Annotated in this window: 21 protein-coding genes and 2 other annotated features; all 21 genes read left to right on the forward strand. The window is 31.1% G+C overall.

The features are described 5' to 3' along the window. Positions 1–120 precede the first annotated feature (120 nt). The 21 genes from sigG (at position 121) to FYJ27_RS08525 (ending at position 23845) form a co-directional block, all read left to right on the forward strand. Positions 121–894 carry an RNA polymerase sporulation sigma factor SigG gene (gene sigG / locus FYJ27_RS08425; RefSeq protein WP_154484407.1) on the forward strand — a complete coding sequence of 258 codons (774 nt, stop codon included), beginning with the start codon at positions 121–123 and terminating at the stop codon, positions 892–894. A 146-nt stretch (positions 895–1040) separates the two neighbouring features. Further along, complete coding sequence (locus FYJ27_RS08430) at positions 1041–1283, forward strand: YlmC/YmxH family sporulation protein (RefSeq protein ID WP_154484408.1); 243 nt, start codon at positions 1041–1043, stop codon at positions 1281–1283. A 95-nt stretch (positions 1284–1378) separates the two neighbouring features. Next, positions 1379–1834 (forward strand): transcriptional regulator NrdR, encoded by a 456-nt coding sequence (gene nrdR, locus FYJ27_RS08435; protein ID WP_154484409.1) that lies wholly within the window; start codon positions 1379–1381, stop codon positions 1832–1834. Between the two features lie 57 nt (positions 1835–1891). Then, the gene (pgeF, locus tag FYJ27_RS08440) at positions 1892–2641 is read left to right on the forward strand and encodes a peptidoglycan editing factor PgeF (protein ID WP_154484410.1); all 750 of its coding nucleotides are present in this window, start codon (positions 1892–1894) and stop codon (positions 2639–2641) included. 15 nt (positions 2642–2656) lie between these two features. After that, on the forward strand, positions 2657–3346 hold the full coding sequence (locus tag FYJ27_RS08445) for a response regulator transcription factor (protein ID WP_154484411.1): 690 nt from the start codon (positions 2657–2659) through the stop codon (positions 3344–3346). Positions 3347–3356: 10 nt separating this feature from the next. Further along, positions 3357–5075, forward strand: coding sequence for a two-component system histidine kinase PnpS (pnpS, locus tag FYJ27_RS08450; RefSeq protein ID WP_154484412.1), 1719 nt, complete (start codon positions 3357–3359; stop codon positions 5073–5075). 19 nt (positions 5076–5094) lie between these two features. Further along, complete coding sequence (locus FYJ27_RS08455; protein ID WP_154484413.1) at positions 5095–6504, forward strand: sigma-54 interaction domain-containing protein; 1410 nt, start codon at positions 5095–5097, stop codon at positions 6502–6504. 215 nt (positions 6505–6719) lie between these two features. Continuing rightward, a complete protein-coding gene (gene ord / locus FYJ27_RS08460; RefSeq protein WP_154484414.1) occupies positions 6720–7775 on the forward strand; it encodes a 2,4-diaminopentanoate dehydrogenase in 1056 nt (351 codons plus the stop codon). A 37-nt stretch (positions 7776–7812) separates the two neighbouring features. After that, complete coding sequence (gene ortA, locus FYJ27_RS08465; protein WP_154484415.1) at positions 7813–8124, forward strand: 2-amino-4-oxopentanoate thiolase subunit OrtA; 312 nt, start codon at positions 7813–7815, stop codon at positions 8122–8124. Beyond that, positions 8117–9532: a 2-amino-4-oxopentanoate thiolase subunit OrtB gene (ortB, locus tag FYJ27_RS08470; RefSeq protein WP_216383066.1), complete on the forward strand. Its 1416-nt coding sequence runs from the start codon at positions 8117–8119 to the stop codon at positions 9530–9532. The genes ortA and ortB overlap by 8 nt, the downstream gene beginning before the upstream one ends. Positions 9533–9562: 30 nt before the next feature. Further along, complete coding sequence (locus tag FYJ27_RS08475) at positions 9563–9928, forward strand: ornithine aminomutase subunit alpha (RefSeq protein WP_154484416.1); 366 nt, start codon at positions 9563–9565, stop codon at positions 9926–9928. After that, the gene (gene oraE / locus FYJ27_RS08480) at positions 9928–12144 is read left to right on the forward strand and encodes a D-ornithine 4,5-aminomutase subunit OraE (protein WP_154484417.1); all 2217 of its coding nucleotides are present in this window, start codon (positions 9928–9930) and stop codon (positions 12142–12144) included. The genes FYJ27_RS08475 and oraE overlap by 1 nt, the downstream gene beginning before the upstream one ends. After that, a complete protein-coding gene (locus FYJ27_RS08485) occupies positions 12134–13501 on the forward strand; it encodes a GlmL-related ornithine degradation protein (RefSeq protein WP_154484418.1) in 1368 nt (455 codons plus the stop codon). The genes oraE and FYJ27_RS08485 overlap by 11 nt, the downstream gene beginning before the upstream one ends. Positions 13502–13572: 71 nt before the next feature. Continuing rightward, on the forward strand, positions 13573–14637 hold the full coding sequence (gene orr / locus FYJ27_RS08490) for an ornithine racemase Orr (protein ID WP_154484419.1): 1065 nt from the start codon (positions 13573–13575) through the stop codon (positions 14635–14637). 21 nt (positions 14638–14658) lie between these two features. After that, a complete protein-coding gene (locus FYJ27_RS08495) occupies positions 14659–15984 on the forward strand; it encodes a replication-associated recombination protein A (protein ID WP_154484420.1) in 1326 nt (441 codons plus the stop codon). A gap of 39 nt (positions 15985–16023) precedes the next feature. Continuing rightward, positions 16024–16258, forward strand: a binding site (T-box leader). A 52-nt stretch (positions 16259–16310) separates the two neighbouring features. Further along, on the forward strand, positions 16311–17702 hold the full coding sequence (gene asnS / locus FYJ27_RS08500; protein ID WP_154484421.1) for an asparagine--tRNA ligase: 1392 nt from the start codon (positions 16311–16313) through the stop codon (positions 17700–17702). Between the two features lie 234 nt (positions 17703–17936). Further along, positions 17937–19487 (forward strand): AbgT family transporter, encoded by a 1551-nt coding sequence (locus FYJ27_RS08505; RefSeq protein WP_154484422.1) that lies wholly within the window; start codon positions 17937–17939, stop codon positions 19485–19487. 165 nt (positions 19488–19652) lie between these two features. Continuing rightward, positions 19653–19865: a binding site (T-box leader), on the forward strand. 49 nt (positions 19866–19914) lie between these two features. After that, positions 19915–22326, forward strand: coding sequence for a leucine--tRNA ligase (gene leuS, locus FYJ27_RS08510; protein ID WP_326831060.1), 2412 nt, complete (start codon positions 19915–19917; stop codon positions 22324–22326). A 50-nt stretch (positions 22327–22376) separates the two neighbouring features. Further along, positions 22377–22505 (forward strand): DegV family protein, encoded by a 129-nt coding sequence (locus FYJ27_RS08515; protein WP_154484423.1) that lies wholly within the window; start codon positions 22377–22379, stop codon positions 22503–22505. Between the two features lie 27 nt (positions 22506–22532). Continuing rightward, positions 22533–22805 carry a DegV family protein gene (locus FYJ27_RS08520; protein WP_226808187.1) on the forward strand — a complete coding sequence of 91 codons (273 nt, stop codon included), beginning with the start codon at positions 22533–22535 and terminating at the stop codon, positions 22803–22805. An 83-nt stretch (positions 22806–22888) separates the two neighbouring features. Continuing rightward, positions 22889–23845, forward strand: a complete 957-nt coding sequence (locus tag FYJ27_RS08525; protein WP_154484425.1) for an L-threonine 3-dehydrogenase — start codon at positions 22889–22891, stop codon at positions 23843–23845. Positions 23846–23989: the final 144 nt, after the last annotated feature.

Below are 23989 nucleotides of genomic sequence, written 5' to 3' on the forward strand. Positions count from 1 at the left end.
ACAGAGTTTTTCTTTAAAATGGTTAATCTATTTACTTTAATTATTGAATAAAAAAATTCAGACAGGTAATAATTTTATTTTAAAAGGGGCAAAAAGTGGTGAAAGGGATGAAGAAAAATAATGCGTAGCAATAAAGTAGAAATTTGTGGAGTTAATACATCAGAATTACCTGTTCTCACCAATGAAGAGATGCAAAAGCTATTTATAAAAATTAAAGCTGGGGATATGGAGGCAAGGGAAGAGTTTATTAGAGGAAATTTAAGATTAGTATTAAGTATTATTCAAAGGTTCAATAAAAGGGGAGAACCTGTGGATGATTTGTTTCAAGTGGGCTGTATAGGTCTTATTAAAGCTATAGATAACTTTGATTTAAGCCAGAACGTTAAGTTTTCTACTTATGCTGTTCCTATGATAATAGGAGAGATAAGAAGATATTTAAGAGATAATAATTCTATTAGAGTTAGTAGATCCCTAAGGGACATAGCTTATAAAGCATTGCAATCGAGAGATCAGTTTGTAAATAAACATTCTAGAGAACCTACAGTAATAGAAATAGCAAAAGATTTAAATATGCCTAAGGAAGAAGTAGTTTTTGCTTTGGATGCAATACAGGAACCTATTTCATTATTTGAGCCTATATATCATGATAGTGGGGACGCTATATATGTAATGGATCAAGTTAAAGATGAAAAAAGTGAAGATGAAGTTTGGCTTCAAGAAATTGCATTAAGAGAAGCATTAGATAAATTAAATGATAGGGAAAAGCATATTTTAAATTTAAGATTTTATGAGGGGAAAACTCAGATGGAAGTTGCAGAAGAAATTGGGATTTCTCAAGCTCAAGTTTCCAGACTTGAAAAAAATGCATTAAAAAACATGAGAAACTTTATTTAATGAAAATTTGCCTATTCATTCTTAGTTATATAGCCAAGGATGAATAGGCTTTTTATTTAGATTATCCAATATATTAATTTAGTCATATTATATAGATGTATAAAAATATATATAATATAGGACAACAATTAAAGGATGGTGAGATAATGGTTAGGATATCAGAACTAAGAGAAAAAGAAGTTATAAATGTAAGGGATGGTTCTAGAATAGGGGTTATAGAAGATGTGAAAGTAGATTTATCTAAAGGAGAGGTAACAGCTGTAATTATACCTAGATTAGGAAAAGTTTTTAGTTTATTTGGGAAAAACCAAGATATAATAATAAATTGGAATGATATTATGAAAATTGGTATAGATACTATCTTAGTAGATTTAAAAGAAATTGAATAAATCTATATTAGACAATTTTTAATCTATATATTATAATTAAATAACTAGATGATAATAATAGATAGACATTGGATATCTTATAAAGAGGTGAGACGATGAAATGTCCTTTTTGTGATTTTTATGAAACTAAAGTAATAGATTCTAGACCTACCGATGAAGGACAAGCTATTAGAAGAAGAAGAGAATGTATGAAGTGCAGAAAAAGATTTACAACTTATGAGAAAATAGAAGAAATACCTTTGATTGTAGTTAAAAAAGATGGGAATAGACAGCCTTACAATAGGAATAAATTACTTAATGGAATAATAAAAGCTTGTGAAAAACGTCCAGTGCCTATGAATACTATAGAACAAATAGTTGACGATATTGAAAAAACACTATATAATTCAATGGAAAAAGAAGTAACTAGCAATCATATTGGAGAAATGGTAATGAATAAACTTAAAGATATAGATGAAGTATCTTATGTAAGATATGCTTCTGTATACAGGCAGTTTAAGGATATAAGTACTTTTATGGATGAATTAAAAAAGCTTTTAGATGAAGAATAAAGAATAGACAGGACTTTACTGTAAGTAGAGTCCTATTTATTTAAGAGGAGTGAAAATATGAGTTTTAAACTTGTATCTAATAATGAGAATATTCAATATTATATAATTGAATCCTTTCAAAAATCCAATAAAGTTGAACACCTTTTTTCAACTAGAATTGGATGGGATAATGAAAACTTTTCAAAACAGATTTCAAAGATATTTGATGTGGAAGAAGATAATATAGTTTTCTCAAAACAAGTTCATGGAACAAATATTGGCTATGTACAAAATATTGAGGAATATAAAAACAAAGTATATCCCAAGGGTGTAGATGGACTTATTACTGATAGAAAGAACATAGTATTAGTTACTTATTATGCAGATTGTGTACCATTATTTTTCTTAGACATAGAAAAAGAAGTTATAGCTTTAGCCCATTCAGGATGGAAAGGGACAGTGAAAAATATTGGAGGAAAAATGGTAGATTTAATGGTGGGAAAATTCAATTCAGCTCCGGAGAATATACTTGTTGGAATAGGACCTTCTATAGGTTCCTGCTGTTACGAAGTAGGAAAAGACGTATATAATGAATTTAAAGAAAGACATCCCTTTTATAAACAGTTATTTATTCCAATAAAGGATAATAAGTTTTATTTAGATTTATGGAAAGCAAATAAAACTTTATTAGAAGATAAAGGGATACCTAGTGAGAATATTACAGTTAGTAATATTTGTACTAGTTGTAATAACCAAAAACTTTACTCATATAGGAAAGAAAACGGAACTAAAAATAGAATGATTTCAGCTATTAAACTAAAGGGTTAATTTGGGGGTAGAAACATGAATGAAAAAATTTTAGTTGTTGATGATGAAGAACATATCGTCGAACTACTAAAATATAATTTAGAGAGTAATGGTTATATAGTAAAAGAAGCTTATACTGGTAGAGAAGTTTTAGAATTTGTTTATAAGGAAAAATTTGATCTTATAATATTAGACCTTATGATTCCAGAAATTGATGGAATTGAAGTCTGTAAAATATTAAAGAGGGATTTAGAGACTAGCCATATTCCCATTATTATGCTAACTGCTAAAAGTGGAGAAACAGATAAAGTATTAGGATTAGAAATTGGTGCTGATGACTATATAACAAAGCCTTTTAGCATTAGAGAATTACTTGCAAGAGTTAAAGCAGTATTGAGACGTATAGACAAAAAAGATTATATTAAAAAAGGGATTTTAAAAGTAGAGGATATAGTTATAGATATGGATAGATATGAAGTTAGAAAGAAAGATGAAGTTATAGATTTAACTTATAAGGAGTTTGAACTATTAAAAATATTAGCAGAAAATAGAGGTAAAGCATTGTCTAGGAATATGCTTTTAGATATGGTTTGGGGCTACGACTACTTTGGTGAGACTAGGACTGTAGATGTTCATATTAGAAACTTAAGAAAGAAAATAGAGGATGATGATAGAAATCCAAAGTATATTGAAACTGTAAGAGGGATTGGTTATAAATTGAGATAGGTGATAAATTATGAAGAAGAGAATATTTATTATTTTTTCTAGTTTGGTACTAATAGGGGTAATAACCACTGGAATATTGTCCTTAAGTTTTCAAAGAATGATTCATTTAAAGTCCTTGGAAGACAAATTAAACTCAAATTCTATACTTATTAAAGAACTAGTTGAAAAAGAGAATATGGAGAATATGGATTTAAATTTATTAGCAAAAGAATATTCAAAATCTATTGATGTAAGAGTTACTTTTTTTGATGGAAAAGGAAATGTAGTAGGAGATAGTACTGTAGAAAAAAAAGATGAAGATGTAAAGGATGTACTATCAATAAGTATTCCTATTGATAATAAAGAAATAAATATTTCAAAGCTTAGACTTTCTGTAGACTCTAACAATATAGATGATTTAAATAAAAAGTTCATGAAATATTTAGTGATATCAATTTTTGCAGGGCTTATAGTAGCTTTTCTCATTGGATTAAGATATATTGAGCATGCTTCAGATCCATATAAGGAGCTAATTGAGGCTACCAAAAATATTTCTTATGGAAATTATGGAGAGAAGGTTTCTCTTCAACAAGACGATGAATTAGGTGCTTTAGCAAATAGTTTTAATAATATGAGTGTAAAATTAGATGATACAATTAAAAAGCTACAAGAAAGCAATACGAAGCTTAAAGCTACACTTACAAGTGTAGTTGATGGCCTTATTGCATTGGATAATAATTTTAATTTAATTTTATTCAATCCAGCTGCAGAAAAGATATTTGGTATAGAAGGACAAAAAATCATGGGGAAGAATATATTAGATGTTTTTTTAGAAGATAAGACATATAAAATATTTGAAGGGCTGACTAGCAACGAGACTATATGGGAGAAGGAAATGGAAATATACAGTCCAGAATATAGGGTTTTAAATGTATACGCTAACCCTATTATTTTAAATAATGATCCTACTAGAAAATTAGGAATGGTATATTTATTCCAGGATGTGACCAAGGTCAAAAAGCTAGAAAGAGTAAGAGAGGATTTTGTTGCTAATGTATCCCATGAACTAAAAACTCCACTAACATCGATAAAAGGATTTATTGAAACTTTAAAAGGTGGAGCTATAGAAGATAAAAATGTGTCTTATAAATTTTTAGATATTATTGACGTGGAAGTAGATAGATTAAATTGTTTAGTTGATGATCTGTTACTCCTTTCAGAAATCGAAAATAAAAATAGCAATACAGTATATGAGTATTTTAACGTAGAAGAAATTATAGATAACTTATTCCAGGTATTAAATAAAATTGCAAAAGAAAAAAATATAATATTAGAAAAAGAGATTGAAGAAAATATTCCACAATTGTATGGAAGTTACAATCACTTTAGGCAGATGCTTATGAATTTAATAGATAATGGTATAAAATATACTCCAAATGGTGGAAAAGTAAAAGTTTCAGTATTTGAAAAAGATGAAAAACTAGTAATTAAGGTTAAGGATACTGGTATAGGAATCGATAAAAAACATCAAAATAGATTATTTGAACGGTTTTATAGAGCAGATAAGGCAAGAAGTAGACAAGTAGGAGGAACTGGATTAGGATTGGCTATTGTAAAACATATAGTTTTAATGTTTAATGGTAAAATAGATTTACAAAGTGAACCTAATAGAGGTTCAATATTTACTATTGAAATACCTTTAGATGAAAAAGGTTTAGATAAACTTGTAGATATTGAAGATAAAAATTAAGATTTAAGAGGTTGATATAATGAAAAAGAAAGATTACAATGAAATAATACTGCAAAATATTTTGCAGCATGGAGATATAGGAATACATGCAATAGATAATAATAAAAAAACCATTGTTTATAATGGAGCTATGTCTAAGTTAGAAGGATTAAAAGAGGAAACAGTTATAAATAGAGATTTATTAGAAATTTTTCCTAGTTTAGATGAGGAAAGCAGTACTTTAATCAATGTAATGAGAACGGGGCAATCAATTATAAATAGGACTCAAACTTATTTAAATCTTAAAGGTCAAAAGATAGTTACAGTTAATTCTACATTGCCTTTAATACATAAAGGGAAGATTGTAGGAGCATTGGAAATTGCTAAAAATGTAACACATATTAAAAAGCTATCTGATCAGTTAATAGATTTACAAAATGAATTAAATATTAATAATAAAGAAAAACAAAATAAGACAATTAAAAAATATAAATTTAAGGATATTATAGGGAATAATAAAAAACTTAAAAAAGCTATAGAAGTAGGAAGGAGAGGAAGCAAGTCTACTTCTAGTGTGCTAATATATGGTGAAACAGGATCGGGAAAAGAATTGTTTGCTCAAAGTATACACTATGATGGACCTAGAAAGAATAAACCTTTTATAGCACAAAACTGTGCTGCTATTCCAGACTCTCTTCTTGAAGGAATACTATTTGGTACAGAAAAAGGAGGATTTACAGGAGCTGTAGACAGACCGGGAATATTTGAACAAGCCAATGGTGGTACTCTTATGCTTGATGAGATAAATTCTATGACCTTGTCACTACAGGCAAAACTTTTAAGAGTATTACAAGAAGGTTATATACGGAGAGTAGGGGGAATTAAAGATATCCCTATTGATGTAAAAATAATAGCTACTACTAATGAAGATCCAGTGGAAAGTGTTAAAAAAGGTGCATTAAGAAAGGATTTATATTATAGATTAAATGTAATATATATTGCCATCCCCCCATTAAAAGAAAGACTAGATGATATTCCTATATTATGTGAACATTTTATTAAAAAATATAATAAAGAATTAGATAAAGATATATGGCTAGTATCTGAAGAGGTATTGTCTTGTTTTCAAAACTATTCATGGCCTGGAAATGTTAGAGAATTAGAAAATGCTATAGAGTCTGCTATGAACTATATTTCAGAAGATGAACATGTTCTAAAAAAAGAGCATTTTATTTCTAATAGACATATAATTGATTCTAAGCCAAAAACTAATTTATTTAAAAAGATTGATGAAGGAAAAGCCCTTCCAGAACTAATTGAGGATATAGAAAAAAAGATTATTATTCAAGGATTGACTAAGAATAATAACAATATTTCTCATACTGCTAGAGAATTAGGAATAAAAAGACAAACATTACAGCACAAATTGAAAAAGTATGATATATCATAATATATTAGCATGCAAACGCAATATTTTTTGCATCTATACGCAAAAAATATTGCGTTTTTTGTTTTTTATTAGGAAAAATATTGAAGTATTAAGAAGTATTTTGTTGTAGAATGCGGGTTACATGGTTTTTCTATAACTTGGCAAAGATATTGCATATATAATTAAGATAGTGAAAAAACTTTATTAAATAAATAGATCTTAGGAGGTGCCTTTTTATGGCAAAGGAAAATGTAAAAGTTATTCTTTGGGGATTCGGTGCAATGGGAAGTGGAATGGCAGAGGTATTACTTAATAAAAAAGGTGTAGAAATAGTAGGAGTTTGTGATATGCACCCAAAAAAAGTTAATAAGAGTATGTATGATGTTTTAGGAGTTGAAAGAGGAGATAGAAAAGAAGTAATAGTTAGTGATAATGTTGAAGAAACAATAAAAGAAGGAGCTGCAGATATAGTTCTTATAGCTACAGATTCTTTTGTTAAAGGTGTATTTGACAAGGCTAAGTTTTGCTTAGAAAAAAAGATAAATGTTATAACAACTGCAGAAGAAATGGCATACCCTCAAGCTCAAGAACCAGAGCTAGCTGCAAAATTGAATGAAATAGCTAGAGAAAACGGTGTCACAATTTTAGGAACTGGTATAAATCCAGGCCTTATAATGGATTTACTTGTAGTAGCATTAACAGGTGCTTGTATAGATGTAGATCATATTAAAGCAGAAAGAGTTAACAATCTTTCACCATTTGGTCCTGCTGTAATGAGTGAGCAAGGGGTGGGAATAACTGAAGAAGAATTTAATAGTAGAGTAAAAGATGGTTCATTGGCAGGTCATGTTGGTTTTCCAGAGTCAGTAAATATGATTTCTGATGCATTGGGATGGAAATTAAGTGGAGAAGTAAAACAAACAATGGAACCAATTGTTTCAAAAGTATATAGAAAAGCTCCTTATGCAGAAGTAGAAGCAGGAAATGTAGCTGGATGTAAAATGTTAGGATATGGCTATGTAGCTGGAGAAGAAAAAATAGAAATGGTTCATCCACAACAAGTTGAACCTCAACTTGAAGGTGTAGATACAGGAGACTATATAACTATTAAAGGAAATCCTGATATAGATATGGCTATAAAACCAGAAATTCCTGGTGGAATAGGTACAATTGCAATGTGTATAAATATGATTCCACAAGTAATAAATGCTACTCCAGGATTAAAAACTATGCTGGATTTACCAGTACCAAGAGCTATTATGGGCGATATGAGAGATTTAATTGAAGACTAATTAAAATATATTATAAAAAGGAAAGAGGGGAATTAAAATGGATGCTAAAAAAGGTGATTGGGTAAGAATTCATAATATAGTTTTAAACCCTGAAGATAGGTCTCCAAACTTACCTGAAGATACAAAAAAAGTACCTCTAGAAATGTGGGATAAAGGCTTCCTTTTAAATGAAGGTGCAAATATAGGTGATATGGTAGAAGTTGAATCTTATATAGGAAGAAAAGTAGAAGGAAAATTGGTAGAAGTAAATCCTTTTTATGATCATGATTTTGGGAAATGTGTACCTGAGTTGTTATACATAGGAAGACAGCTTAGGGGTTACCTAGAAGGGAGTGAGCAAGGTGAGTAAGGATATGAGTTTTGAAGCTGTAATGGCTAGAAGACCAGAGACAATGAAAAAGGCTATTGGAATAGATTATGATATATTTGAGTCTGGAAGTATTGCTTTTGATTATGAAAGAATGATGAGAGAAACAGGATATAGTTTGCAACAAATGCAAAAAATTCAAAGTGAAACGGGAGTAGGGAATACACCAGTTTATGAACTAAGGAATTTAACTGCTCTAGCAAGAAAATTTGCACCTGAAGGAAAAGGAGCTAGAATCTTTGTAAAAGACGAAGCTGCTAATCCATCAGGAAGTTTTAAAGCTAGAAGAGCAGCTACAGCTTGTTACCATGCAAAGAAATTAGGTTATAAAGGTGTTATTGCAGCGACTAGTGGCAATTACGGTGCAGCAGTAGCTAGTCAGGCAGCTATGAGAGGATTGAAATGTATAATAGTTCAAGAATGCTATGATTCAAGAGAAATAGGCCAACCTGAAATTGTAGAAAAGGCAAGAAAATGTGAAGCTTATGGAGCAGAAGTTGTACAACTTACTGTTGGTCCAGAATTATTTTATAGTTTCTTAAGACTGCTGGAAGAAACCGGATATTTCAATGCTTCATTGTATACTCCTTTTGGTATAGCAGGTGTAGAAACTCTAGGTTATGAATTGTCTATGGAGTTTAGAGAAAGAGAAGGAAAAGACCCAGATGTAGTAGTTGTAACAAATGCTGGTGGAGGAAATTTAACTGGTACAGCAAGAGGACTTATAAAAGCAGATGCAGATACTCAAATTGTGGGAGCTAGTGTAGATTTAAGTGGACTACATATGGCTAGTGATAAACAATTTAATAAAAAATCCTTTACTACTGGTCATACTGGATTTGGTATACCATTTGCAACTTGGCCAGATAGATCTGATGTTCCAAGATCAGCAGCAAGACCATTAAGATATATGGATAGATATGTAACTGTTAACCAAGGTTCTGTATTCTATATGACAGAAGCATTAGCACAGTTAGAGGGATTAGAAAGAGGTCCAGCAGGAAATACATCATTGGCAGCAACTTTTGCATTAGCACAAGAGCTAGATGAAGATAAAATAATCGTAGCTCAAGAAACAGAATACACAGGAGCAGGTAAACATATTCAACCTCAGCTTACTTTTGCAAAAGAAAACGGAATAGAAATAGTTATCGGTGATCCAAAAGATGAAATACCTGGAGAAAACATTGTTCTACCTGAAGATCCAAGTTATATAAAAACAAAGGATATAGATTTAAATAAAATTAAAAGATCTTATATTAGAAATTGTATAAAAAATACTAAGGTAAATAGTGTTACTAGTGAAGACATAGAATTTTTAGTAAAAGATACAAAATCTAGTGAAGAGTTTGTTAAAAAAGTATTAGATGAATTGAAAGTAGAATATTAAGATTTTATATATTATTAGGGGGTGCTTTTGATGAAAAGAGAAGACGATTTTCAAACGAGAAGAAAACATCTTGCGGATTTGACTGAAGAACAATTAGAGGAAAGATTTTGGAAATTAGCAGAGGAGATTGTTAATCCACTAGTAGATTTAGCTTATAAAAACACTTCTCCATCTATTGAAAGATCTGTACTTATGAGAATGGGTTTTTCAAGTATAGAATGTAGTGCAATTGTAGATGGTGCTATAGAAAGAGGGCTTTTAGGAAAAGGTGCAGGTCATTTAGTATATAGATTAGCAAAAGAAAAAGATATGCCTATAAGAGAAGCAGGGCTTAAACTTGCAGAAGGAGAAATGTGGGAAGATGTTGTAGCAATTTTTAAGGGGGGTGCTAACTAATGGAACTTAAACCTAATGAAAAATTAGATATTGAAAATATATTGAAGGATATTGATAAATATAGACCAAGGAGAAGAGGTTGGACTTGGAGAGAAGGAATAGGACAAAAAAGAAAAATTGGCCAATTTGAGTATTATGATACAGCAGAGCCATTAGAAAAAAGCCAACCACTACCATCAAGTAAGGGATTTGGTTATATTGATCCTCAACCAGAAAATGTCATAACTACAGAAATTGCTTCTGGGAGATTTGAAGACGATATTAGACGTATGAGAATGGCTGCATGGCATGGTGCAGATCATTTAATGGTTATTAGAACAGCAGGACAAAGCCATTTCGATGGTTTAATAGAGGGTACACCTCAAGGAGTAGGCGGAATACCAGTTACTAGAAAACAAGTAAGAGCTCAAAGAAAAGCATTAGACATAATAGAAGATGAGGTAGGTCGTCCATTAAATTACCACTCATATGTAAGTGGAGTTGCAGGACCTGAAATTGCGGTTATGTTTGCAGAAGAGGGAGTAAATGGTGCTCACCAAGACCCTCAGTATAATGTACTTTATAGAAATATAAATATGGTTAGATCTTTTGTAGATGCTGCTTCAGCTAAAAAGGTTATGAGTTGGGCAGAAATAGCACAAATAGACGGAGCTCATAATGCCAATGCTACAGCAAGAGAAGCATGGAAAGTAATGCCAGAGCTTATGGTTCAACATGCTCTTAATAGTATGTTTTCAGTAAAAGTAGGTATGGATAAAGAAAATATCTGTCTTTCAACTGTACCACCAACAGCTCCTCCAGCTCCTTGTATGAGACTGGATTTACCTTATGCAGTTGCGCTTAGAGAGCTTTTTAGAGAATATAAGATGAGAGCACAAATGAATACAAAATATATGGAATCATCAACTAGAGAAGCAACAGTAACTCATACACTAAATTTACTTATCTCAAAACTTACAAGAGCGGAAATTCAATCTACTATTACACCAGATGAAGGTAGAAATGTACCATGGCATATATACAATATTGAAGCTGTAGATACAGCAAAACAAGCATTAGTAGGTATGGATGGACTTACAGAAATGGTTGAAATAAAGAGAGATAAGGGAGAATTAGCTGATAAGGTAAGAGAGCTTAAAGAAAGAGCAGTCCTATTTATGGAAGAAATTATAGAAGTAGGCGGATATTTCAAGGCAGTTGAAGAAGGTTTCTTTGTTGATTCAGGAGAATATCCAGAAAGAAATGGAGATGGAATTGCAAGAAAGATTAATGGTGGTATTGGAGTAGATACGGTATATGAAAGAGAAGAAGATTATATGGCACCTGTTACAGCTGTATTTGGATATAATAATGTAGCACAATACGATGAAGAAGCAGTAGACAATCCTTCAAAATTAATAGGTGGTTCTACTTTTGAAGATCCAGATAAAATTATATTTATTGATGAATTAGATGAAAATGATAATGTTAATGTTAGATTAGAAGAGACAAAAGAATTAAGAAAAACTTCTAAGATAAAACCTGAAATGGAATGGGCAGGGGATGGAATAATTCAAATTACATTATTCTTACCTGCAGAAGAAAGAGTAGCAGAATTTACTGCTCTTGAAATTGGTAAGAAAATGGGACTTGAAGATGTAGAAGTAATTCACAGAGAAATAATGCAAGAAGCAGAAGGAACTAGAATTGAGCTGAAAGGTAGAGTTCCATTTGCTATAGATACTGATAAATTAGTAATTCCTCCAAAGCCAGAAATCATGACAGATGATGAAATAAGGGCCGATATTGAAGCAAATCCAATGAAAGTAGTTGCTGGAACTGTAGGAGAAGATGAACACTCTGTAGGACTTAGAGAAATAATAGATATTAAACATGGTGGAATTGAAAAATACGGTATAGAATGTGAATATCTTGGAACATCAGTACCAGTAGAAAAACTAGTAGACGCGGCTATTGAAGTAAACGCTGATGCAATACTTGCTTCTACAATTATAAGTCATGACGATATTCACTATAAGAATATGAAAAAAATACATGAACTTTGCATAGAAAAAGGTATAAGAGATAAGATAATACTTGTTTCTGGTGGTACTCAAGTTTCAAATGAATTAGCTGTTAAAAATGGAATGGATGCAGGTTTTGGAAGAGGATCAAATGGAGCCCATGTAGCAACATTTATAGTTAAGAAAAGAAGAGAGATGAATAATGAGAATTAATATATTAGTTGCAGAAATAGGTAGCACTACTACAGTAGTCAATGGATTTCATGAGGTGGATAGCCCTTGCCCTAAATTTATAGGACAAGGGCAAGCCCCTACTTCTGTTTTAGAAGGCGATGTAAATATTGGGCTCAAAGGGGCAATAGATGATTTAAAGAAAAATTTAAATGTAGAAGATCTAGAATATGATGAACTTATAGCTACTAGTAGTGCAGCAGGTGGCCTAAGAATGACAGTACATGGGCTTGTTTATGATATGACAGTTAGGGCAGCAAAAGAAGCTGCACTAGGTGCAGGAGCCAATATAAAATATATTACTTCAGGAAAACTTAGGAAATCAGATTTAAAGAAGATTAAAGAAATAAATCCAAATATTATTTTAATTGCAGGTGGAGTAGATTATGGTGAAAGGGATACTGCTCTTTATAATTCAGAATTAATTGCAGAACTGGATTTAGATGTGCCAGTTATATATGCTGGAAATATTGAAAATCATGAAGAAATAAAAGAAGCTTTTGAAGATACTAAATCAGAGTTATACATTGTAGACAATGTATATCCTAAAATTGACGATTTAAATATTGAACCTACAAGAAAAGTTATACAAGATGTATTTGAAAAACATATTATTCATGCTCCAGGAATGGAAAGAATAAGGGATATGGTTACTGGTCCTATTATGCCTACACCAGGAGCCGTAATGAATGCTTCTAAATTATTATATGAGGATATAGGGGATCTATTAACTCTAGATGTTGGAGGAGCTACCACAGACGTTCATTCAGTTACAGAAGGTAGTGATGAGATAGCGAGAATACTTATAAGTCCAGAGCCTGTAGCAAAAAGGACTGTTGAAGGTGATTTAGGTGTTTATGTAAATATGAAAAATATTGTAGAAATGGTAGGAAGAGAAGAAATAGCAGAAAACTTAAATATTAGTTTAGAAGAATTGGAAGAACTTATTGAAAGTCATAAACCTATACCTGAAACAGACCTACAAAGAAATTTTGTAGAGGAATTGACTCTCCATGCCGTTGTTACTGCAGTAAAAAGACATGCCGGAGTCTTTAGACATTTATATGGACCAGGTGGAAAGAAAACTGTTGCTGAAGGAAAAGATTTAACTCGAGTGAAGTATATATTAGGTACTGGAGGTGCTCTTACAAGACTTCCAAATAGAATGGATATGATGAAGCAAATAGCTTTAAGTAATAAAGGAATGGAATTATTGCCAAATAAAGATGCCAGGCTTTTAATAGACAATAACTATATAATGGCTTCATTGGGTGTATTAGCAAAAAGACATCCACAAGCTGCATTAAGTATTTTAAAAGATAGTCTTGAAATTAAATAAGTCTAATATAATAATTTAAATAAGTCCAACATTTTGTTGGACTTATTTAAAATATAAATGGAGGGATAAACATGGGTTATCCGAGAGTAGAAGTAGATTTAAATAAACTTGAACATAATGTTAAATATATTGTAAATAAATGTAATAGTAAAGGTATAAAAGTAGCAGGAGTAACTAAAGTTTTTTGTGGTGATCCTAAAATAGCTAAAGCCTATGTAGATGGAGGTGTTAGTTTTTTAGCAGATTCTAGGATAGAAAACTTAAAAAAGTTGAAAGATTTTGATATTCCTAAAATTTTATTACGATTACCTATGCAAAGTGAAGCAGAAGATATAGTAGAGTATGCAGATGTTTCTCTAAATTCAGAAATGGATACTATTAAAATTCTTTCTAAAAAGGCAGTAGATGCTGGAAAAGTTCACAAGATTATTTTAATGATAGATTTAGGTGATTTAAGGGAAGGATATTTCAAAGAGGAAGAAATATATGAAGCTGTAGAAGAAATATTGAAATTAAAGGGAATTAAATTAGAAGGTATAGGGACTAATTTAACTTGTTATGGTGGAATAATACCAAGAGAGGACAATGTAGGTAAACTTATTAAAGTTGCAGAAAAAATTAAAAGTAATTATAATATTGACTTAGAAATTATTTCAGGTGGCAACTCCAGTAGTCTTCATTTAATATTTAATGATAATATGCCAGAAGGTATAAATCAATTGAGGTTGGGAGAATCACTAGTTTTAGGTAGAGAAACAGCTTTTGGAGATAGAATAGAAGATACTTTTGATGATGCATTTACTATAGTCGTAGAAGCTATAGAGTTAAAAGAAAAGCCTTCTATACCAATAGGTGAAATAGGAATGGATGCCTTTGGAAATAAGCCTACTTTTACAGATAGGGGTATAAGAAAGAGAATGATATGTGCTATTGGTAAACAAGATATAGATTTAGAAAATATAGTTCCCATAGATGATGATCTAATAATACTAGGTGGAAGTAGTGATCACTTGATATTAGATGTAACTAATAGTAAAATAGACTATAGCGTTGGTGATAAGATAAGATTTAAATTAGACTATGGTGGAATATTAAGTTCCACTACATCTGAGTATGTAAAGAGAGTCTATATTTAACCTTAGTAGAAAGGTGATTTAATGGATCTTTTTAGTTACAATATGGAGAGACAATTGGAAAAAGAAGCACCATTGGCAGAAAGAATGAGGCCAAAAAATTTAAAAGAATTTGTAGGTCAGAATCATTTATTAGGAGAAGGTAAATTTTTAAATAGGGCTATTAAAGGGGACAGATTACCTTCTATGATATTTTATGGACCTCCTGGAACAGGGAAAACTACATTAGCTATGATTATAGCTAATACTACAGAGATGAATTTTGAAAAACTAAGTGCAGTTACATCGGGAGTTAAAGATATTAGGAAGGTAACAGAAAGTGCAGAAGAAAAATTAAAGATGTATGGAAGAAGAACTATATTGTTTATAGATGAAATACATAGATTCAATAAATCTCAGCAGGATGCACTTCTGCCTTTTGTAGAACGAGGTATACTAATTTTAGTGGGGGCAACAACTGAAAATCCTTATTTTGAAGTAAATAAAGCCCTTTTATCTAGGATGACTGTTATACAATTGGAACCATTAAAGGATGAAGATTTAAAGTTATTATTGTCTAGAGCTTTAAAAGATAGTAGAAGTGGTTTAGGAAAGAAGGATGTTAAAATTGATGAAAAAGCTATAAATTACCTAGTAAATATAGCTGATGGAGATGCTCGTACGGCTTTAAATTCATTGGAACTAGCAGTCTTGACCACTCCTAAAGATAATGAAGGGAAAATATTAATTAATAAAGAAGTTATAAAAGATTGTATCCAGACTAGAGGAATAAAATACGATAAATCTGGAGATGAACATTATGATACTACTTCTGCTTTTATTAAAAGCATGAGAGGTTCAGATCCAGATGCTACACTATATTGGCTTGCAAAAATGATTGAAGCTGGAGAGGATCCTAAATTTATAGGAAGACGTATTATTATATCTGCTTCAGAAGATGTTGGAAATGCTGATCCTCAAGCTTTGAATATTGCTGTATCAGCTTTTCAAGCAATAGATATAATAGGTATGCCTGAAGGAAGAATACCATTAGCCCAAGCTGCTGTATATATTGCTTGTGCACCAAAGAGCAATGCCTCCTATTTAGGTATAAATAATGCATTAGAAGATGTAAGGGATAAAAAAGTAGGTTTAGTTCCTCTTCACTTGAGAGATACTAGTTACAATAAAGCTAAAGAGTTAAATCATGGTGTTGATTATAAATATCCTCATGATTATCCTAATGCCTATATAAAACAACAATATCTTCCTAATGAATTAAAAGATAAAGTATATTATAATCCTACAGAAAATGGATATGAAAAAAATATCAAAGAAAGATTGGATAGTTTATTTGACAAAAAGAAATAATAAAATTATAATTGTATTTAAAACAATATGACGATACATATAAAGACTTTGAAGGGAAGAGTAGATATGGAGAAAGTTTTAGCGAGTCGGTGATGGTGAAAGACCGATACAGACTCTATATTGAAGAACATCCTGGAGTTTCTAACCGAAATCTGTAAGAAAGTAGGCTTAGACGGATTCATACCGTTATATATGATAGGTATTGATTTGCTAATTAAAGTGGTCATTTAGAATATGACAATTAGGGTGGTACCGCGAACCTTTCGTCCCTTCATAAGGATGAGAGGTTTTTTATTTATTAATTTTATTTTGAAAGGAGAAAGAAAATGGAAAGGGTTACTGTGAGAGAAATTTTTAGAGAGACAGAAAAATATTTAAATAAAGAAGTTCAAATAGAAGGTTGGATAAGAACATTGAGATCTTCTAAGAAATTTGGATTTATAGAAGTAAATGATGGTACTTTCTTTAAAAATATTCAAGTAGTATTTGATGAAAAGCTTGAAAACTTTAAGGAAATATCTAAATTTCCTATTAGTGCTTCAATAGTAGTTCAAGGGAAATTAGATCCTACACCAGAGGCAAAACAGCCTTTTGAAATTAAGGCAACTAGTGTTTCTATGATAGGAGATTCAGCTAAAGATTATCCATTACAAAAGAAAAGGCATTCATTTGAATATTTAAGAACTATAGCTCATTTGAGACCTAGAAGTAATGCTTTTTCTGCAGTTTTTAGAGTTAGATCTTTAGCAGCATATGCTATTCACAAATTCTTTCAAGAAAGAAATTTTGTCTATGTGCACACTCCAATAATTACTGGTAGTGATGCTGAAGGTGCGGGAGAAATGTTTAGGGTGACTAATTTAGATTTAAAGAACATACCACTAGATGATGAAAATAAAGTAGATTTTTCAAAAGATTTTTTTGGAAAAGATACAAATTTAACTGTTAGTGGCCAATTAGAAGCAGAGGCTTATGCTCTAGCTTTTAGAAATGTATATACCTTTGGTCCAACTTTTAGAGCAGAAAATTCTAATACTGCTCGTCATGCAGCAGAGTTTTGGATGATAGAGCCAGAAATTGCTTTTGCTGATTTAAATGATGATATGGATTTAGCTGAAGATATGATGAAGTATATAATTAACTATGTAATGGAAAATGCTAAGGAAGAAATGGAATTCTTTAATTCTTTTGTTGACAAAGGATTATTTGATAGACTTGAAAATGTAGTTAATTCTGAATTTGAACGTATTACCTATACAGAAGCTATTGAAATATTAGAAAAATCTAAGGAGAAATTCCAATATCCAGTTAAATGGGGAATAGATTTGCAAACTGAACACGAAAGATATATAACAGAAAAAGTATTTAAAAAACCAGTATTTGTAACAGATTATCCAAAAGATATTAAAGCTTTTTATATGAGACTTAATGATGACAACAAGACTGTAGCAGCTATGGACTTATTAGTACCTGGAGTTGGAGAAATAGTTGGAGGTAGTCAAAGAGAAGAGAGATTAGATGTTTTAGAAGAAAGAATGAAAGAGTTGGGAATGAGCGAGAAAGAATACTGGTGGTATTTAGAACTTAGAAAATATGGTGGAACAAAACATGCAGGATTTGGACTTGGTTTTGAAAGAGCTATTATGTATATGACTGGTATGAAAAATATTAGGGATGTAATACCTTTTCCAAGGACAGTAGGTTCAGCAGAGTTTTAATTTAGCGTGTTTTAGAATTTCCTTTCCACTTAGTCTCAGTTCAGCAAATAGGAATAGTCCTATTCCTATTTGCTTCAATATCTATTTCAGATAATAAATCAATTTTTCTAAAAATATTATTATAAATTAATAATTGTTATTAAATGTAATTTTGACATGGATTATTTTTTGATATATAATTCTGATTACATTATATTGAATTTATTACATTTATCACCGAAAAAGGAGGAAACTATGTCAGAAACAAATATTAGAAAAGAAAAACAAAATGAAGTAAAAGGTTTTTTGAAAAATGTCGAAAAAATTGGGAATGCACTACCACATCCAGTTATAATTTTTATAATTTTAAGTATTGCTATTGTTGTAGTTTCTGCAATTGTTGCTGCAACGGGAGTATCAGTTACTTATTTTGATGCTAAAGCTGGAGAAGAGGTGACTAAAAAGGCAGTTTCACTTTTAAATGCAGAGGGTTTGCGTTATATTTTTAATAGTGCAACTACTAATTTTACAGGTTTTGCACCATTAGGCACAGTACTTGTAGTTATGTTAGGTGTAGGTGTAGCAGAATGGTCTGGACTTATTAATACATCATTAAAAAGATTATTAACAGATGTAAATCCTAGACTGTTAACAGCAGTAGTTGTTTTTACAGGTATTATTTCTAATATTGCATCAGATGCTGGTTATGTTGTTGTTATACCTTTGGGAGCTATTATATTTGCAGGAGCAGGTCGTCATCCTATTGCAGGGCTTGCAGCAGCTTTTGCAGGTGTATCTGCCGGGTTTTCTGCTAATCTTATTATTGGAACAACAGATCCATTACTTGCAGGTATTACCAATGAAGCCTTGAGAAGTGTAGGTATAGATTATCAAATTACATCTACAGCTAACTGGTATTTTATGATGGTTTCTACTATATTATTAACATTTTTAGGTACCTTTGTAACTGAAAAAATAGTAGAGAAAAACCTTGGGACTTATACTGGGGATTATATTCCTGACAAAGCAGAAGTAACCCCTCTTGAAAAGAAAGCTCTTAAAAATGCTGGTATTTCACTTTTAATATTTGTAATTTTGGCAGCTTTTTTAATGTTCCCTAAAAATGCAGTATTTAAAGAGTTAGATGAAAATACTGGTAAGATGACATTGGATATTTTTATGAATAATGGGCTTCTTCCATTAATATTATTATTGTTTATAATTCCAGGTATTGTTTTTGGTAAAACAACTGGCAAAATTAAAGATAGCAAAGATATAGTAACTGCAATGACTAGTGGAATGGAAAGCATGGGAGGATATTTAGTATTAGCGTTTTTTGCATCTCAATTTGTAAATTATTTTAGCTATACTAATCTAGGAGCTATTATTTCTTATAAAGGTGCTGATTTATTGAAAAGTATAGGATTTACTGGATTACCTCTTATAATTGCTTTTATTATAATTTCAGCCTTTTTAAATCTATTTATGGGTTCTGCATCAGCAAAATGGGCTATTATGGCTCCAATATTTATACCTATGATGATGAAATTAGGACTTTCTCCAGAATTAACACAGGTTGCATATAGAATAGGAGATTCAACTACTAATATAATAACACCACTTATGAGTTATTTTCCTATGATAGTTGTCTTTGCTAAAAGATATGATGAAGAAAGTGGACTTGGAACTTTGATATCTACAATGATTCCATATTCAATGACTTTCTTATTAGGTTGGACAATCCTAATGATAATTTGGTATATATTAGGGCTTCCACTTGGACCTGGAGCTTATATTCACATATAATTAATTAAAAAGATGAGGACGCAATAAGCCTCATCTTTTTTTATAGTATTAGTTTGACATAATCAAAAAATAGTCACAAAAAATTCAATAAACCTTGATTTATTTATATATATCTGCTATAATACACTCTAAATTAGATTTTATTATATTATTTTAAATTACATATATTTAACTATGAAAGGAAGTAGTAGGCTTTAAATTTCTTATAGAGAGCTGTCGGCTGGTGGAAGACAGTAGAAATGCTGCTGAACTCGTCCTTGAGTTGTTAAAGTGAAATATATTAGCTTTAACCGGCAAAAGAACCGTTATTTCTTAGAGTGGATAGATTTTTTCTATCAATTAGTGTGGTACCGCGGAATAAAGCCTTTCGTCTCTAATGGAGATAGAGGCTTTTTTATTTTATATAAAATAGTAGGAGGGAATTATAGTGATGGAATATAATCCGAAAAAAATTGAGAAGAAATGGCAAGATATATGGGATGAAAAAGAAGTTTTTAAAACTAGTGAAGATAAGACAAAACCAAAATTTTATGCATTAATAGAGTTTCCTTATCCTTCAGGGCAAGGACTTCATGTAGGTCATCCAAGACCTTATACAGCGTTAGATGTAGTTTCTAGAAAAAGGAGATTTCAAGGATATAATGTACTATATCCTATGGGTTGGGATGCTTTTGGACTTCCAACAGAAAACTTTGCTATACAACATAAGATACATCCTAAAACAGTTACTGAAAATAATGTAGCAAAATTTAAAGAACAGCTTAAATCAATAGGATTTTCTTTTGACTGGTCAAAGGAAATAAATACTACAGACCCATCTTATTATAAATGGACACAGTGGATATTTTTAGAGATGTTTAAAAGAGGTCTTGCATATAAAAAAGAAATGCCTATAAATTGGTGTACATCTTGTAAAGTAGGATTAGCAAATGAAGAAGTAGTAAATGGAACTTGTGAAAGATGTAATGGAGAAGTTGTTAGAAAAGTAAAGAATCAATGGATGCTAAAAATCACTGAATATGCAGATAGACTAATTAATGATTTAGATACAGTTGACTATATAGAGAGAATAAAAACTCAACAGATAAATTGGATTGGTAGATCTAAAGGAATGGAAGTAGATTTTCAAATTGCAGGAACAGAAGATTCACTAAGAGTATTTACTACTAGACCAGATACATTGTTTGGTGCCACATACATGGTCATTGCTGCTGAACATCCACTAATAGAAAAATACAATGATATTATAGAAAATATGGATGAAATTAAAGAATATCAGGAAATGGCTGCGAAGAAGTCAGATTTTGAAAGAACTGAATTAAATAAAGATAAAACAGGTGTTGAAATCAAAGGATTGAAAGCAATAAATCCAGCTAATGGGAAAGAAATATCTATTTGGGTATCAGATTATGTACTTATGAGTTATGGAACAGGTGCTATAATGGCAGTACCTGCCCATGATAGTAGAGACTGGGAGTTTGCTAAAAAGTTTGGTCTTCCAATTGTAGAAGTAGTTGAAGGTGGAGATGTAGAAAAGGAAGCTTATACTGATACGGAAACTGGTAAAATAGTGAATTCTGACTTTATAAATGGCCTAGAGGTAAAAGAAGCTATAGAAAAGATCAGTAATTGGCTAGAAGAAAAAGAATTAGGTAAGAAGAAAGTTAATTATAAATTAAGGGACTGGGTATTTTCACGTCAAAGATATTGGGGAGAACCTATACCACTAATTCATTGTGAAAAATGTGGCTGGGTTCCAGTGCCAGAAGATGAACTTCCTGTTATGTTGCCTGAGGTAGAAAATTATGAACCTACACATAATGGTGAATCACCTCTTGCAAATATGGAAGATTGGGTAAATACAAAATGTCCAAAGTGTGGAGGAGATGCTAAAAGGGAAACAGATACTATGCCACAATGGGCAGGATCTTCTTGGTATTTCTTAAGATATGTAGATCCTCATAATACTGAAGAGATAGCTAGCAGAGAAGAATTAGATTATTGGCTTCCAGTAGATTGGTACAATGGCGGAATGGAACATACTACCCTTCATCTACTTTATTCAAGATTTTGGCATAAATTTTTATATGATATAGGGGTAGTTTCTTGCCCAGAACCATATAATAAAAGAACTGCCCATGGTATGATATTGGGTGGAAATAATGAAAAGATGTCAAAGTCTAGAGGAAATGTTATAAATCCAGATGATATAGTAAATGAATATGGTGGAGATACATTGCGAACATATGAAATGTTCATAGGGGATTTTGAAAAGAGTGTTCCTTGGTCTGAAAATGGGGTTAAAGGATGTAGAAGATTTTTAGAGAGAGTATGGAGACTTCAAGATATAGTTGTAGATGGTAATGGTTATTCGAAAAAATTAGAAACTAGTATCCATAAAACTATAAAAAAGGTAACAGAAGACTATGAAACATTGAAATTTAATACTGCTATTGCAGCTTTAATGTCTTTATTAAATGAATTTAATGATATAGGAGAGATAAACAAGGAAGAATTAAAAACTTATCTAATACTTTTAAATCCAGTAGCACCACATATTACTGAAGAAATTTGGGAAAGAGTAGGTTTAGGTGGAATGTTACATGAAGCTACTTGGCCAAAATGGGATGAAGATAAATTGGTAGAGGATGTAGTTGAAATTGCTATCCAAGTTAATGGAAAAGTTAGAGGTAGGGAAAAAATATCTATAGATGAATCTAAAGAAAGTGTAAGGAATAAGGTACTAGAAAATGCTGGAGTAAAGAAATTTATTGGAGATAAAAAAATAGTTAAAGAAATATACATTCCGGGCAAGATATATAATATAGTAGCTAAATAATTAGACAAGGGAGGTTTTCCTCCCTTGTACTTGAATTTAGGAGGAAATAAATGAATAAAATAAAAATAATTACAGATAGTACTAGTTATATAGATAAAGATTATGCACTAGAAAAGGATATTTCTATTATACCTTGCAACCAGCCACAGGAGATTTTCTTAAAAAATATGATGAAATAGTAGTTTTAACTATATCTTCTAAATTAAGTGATACGTATAATATCCTTTAAAGACGGAGAATTAGGACTATTGGAAAAAACTAGAGGAAAAAATAAAGCTGTAAAAAAGATAATTGAAACAATACCTTCTGATGTGAAAAGAATTGGTGTTTGTCATATATTAAATTATGATGAAGCTGTTAGCTTAAAAGAAAAATTAATTAAAGAATTTCCTAAAGCTTTAATAACAATAGATGAACTAGGCCCCATAGTAGGTGCTCATTTAGGACCAGAAACTATAGGAGTTTGTTACAGTTGTTGATAAATATATTTCAAAACTTGAAAAATATGTTATAATGAAATGGGAAATAAGTATAAAAAACCTATTTTTTGGAGGTGTGTTTAATGAGTAAAATTTTAGTTACAGGAGCTCTTGGACAGATAGGATCTGAACTTACTATGGAACTAAGGAGTATATATGGCAATGACAATGTTATAGCTAGTAGTAGGAGAAAAAAAGAAGGACAAGAAAGAGTAATTGAATCTGGTCCTTTTGAAGTAGTAGATGTGACAGAAGGAGAAAAACTAGCTGATATAGTTAAAAAACACAAGGTTGATACTATAGTCCATTTGGCAGCAATCCTATCAGCTGTAGGTGAAGAAAAACCTAATCAAGCATGGGATATTAATATTAACGGACTTTATAATGTTCTAGAAATAGGTAGACAAGAGAATTGCTCAGTATTTACACCGAGCTCTATTGCGGCTTTTGGTCCATCTACACCAAAAGATAAAACGCCTCAAGATACTATTCAAAGACCAGAGACTATGTATGGTGTAACTAAAGTTGCAGGAGAAGTTTTATGTGATTATTATTTTAAAAAGTTTGGCGTAGATACAAGGGGAGTGCGTTTTCCAGGACTTATATCACATGAGACATTACCAGGTGGTGGAACAACAGACTATGCAGTACATATCTACTACGATGCACTAAAACATGGTAGATATACTTCTTTTATTAAAGAAGGAACTTATATGGATATGATGTATATGCCAGATGCTATTGATGCTATAATTCAATTAATGCAAGCAAATCCAGATAAGCTTATTCATAGAAATGCTTTCAATGTTACTGCAATGAGCTTTGAACCAGAAGACATAGCAGCTGAAATCAAAAAACACATACCTGAATTTGAAATGGACTATGATGTAGATCCAGTAAGGCAAGCTATAGCAGAATCTTGGCCAAATTCTCTTGATGATAGTGCAGCAAGAGAAGAATGGGGTTGGAATCCTAAATATGATTTAGCTAAAATGACTGAAGATATGTTGGAAAAATTAAAAATAAAATTAAATAAATAATAATACCCATATAAAAAGGGGCTGTTTCATAACTGATTTATCAGTTATGAAATGCCTCTTTTTTTATGTTCAAGTTAACAACTGAAGTACCTAAGTTTCTATAAATTCAAATATATTTTTCTTAGTCTAATTTTAGGTATAGCA

It is taken from the genome of Anaerosalibacter bizertensis (genome assembly GCF_009696605.1).
Classification (GTDB): domain Bacteria; phylum Bacillota; class Clostridia; order Tissierellales; family Sporanaerobacteraceae; genus Anaerosalibacter; species Anaerosalibacter bizertensis.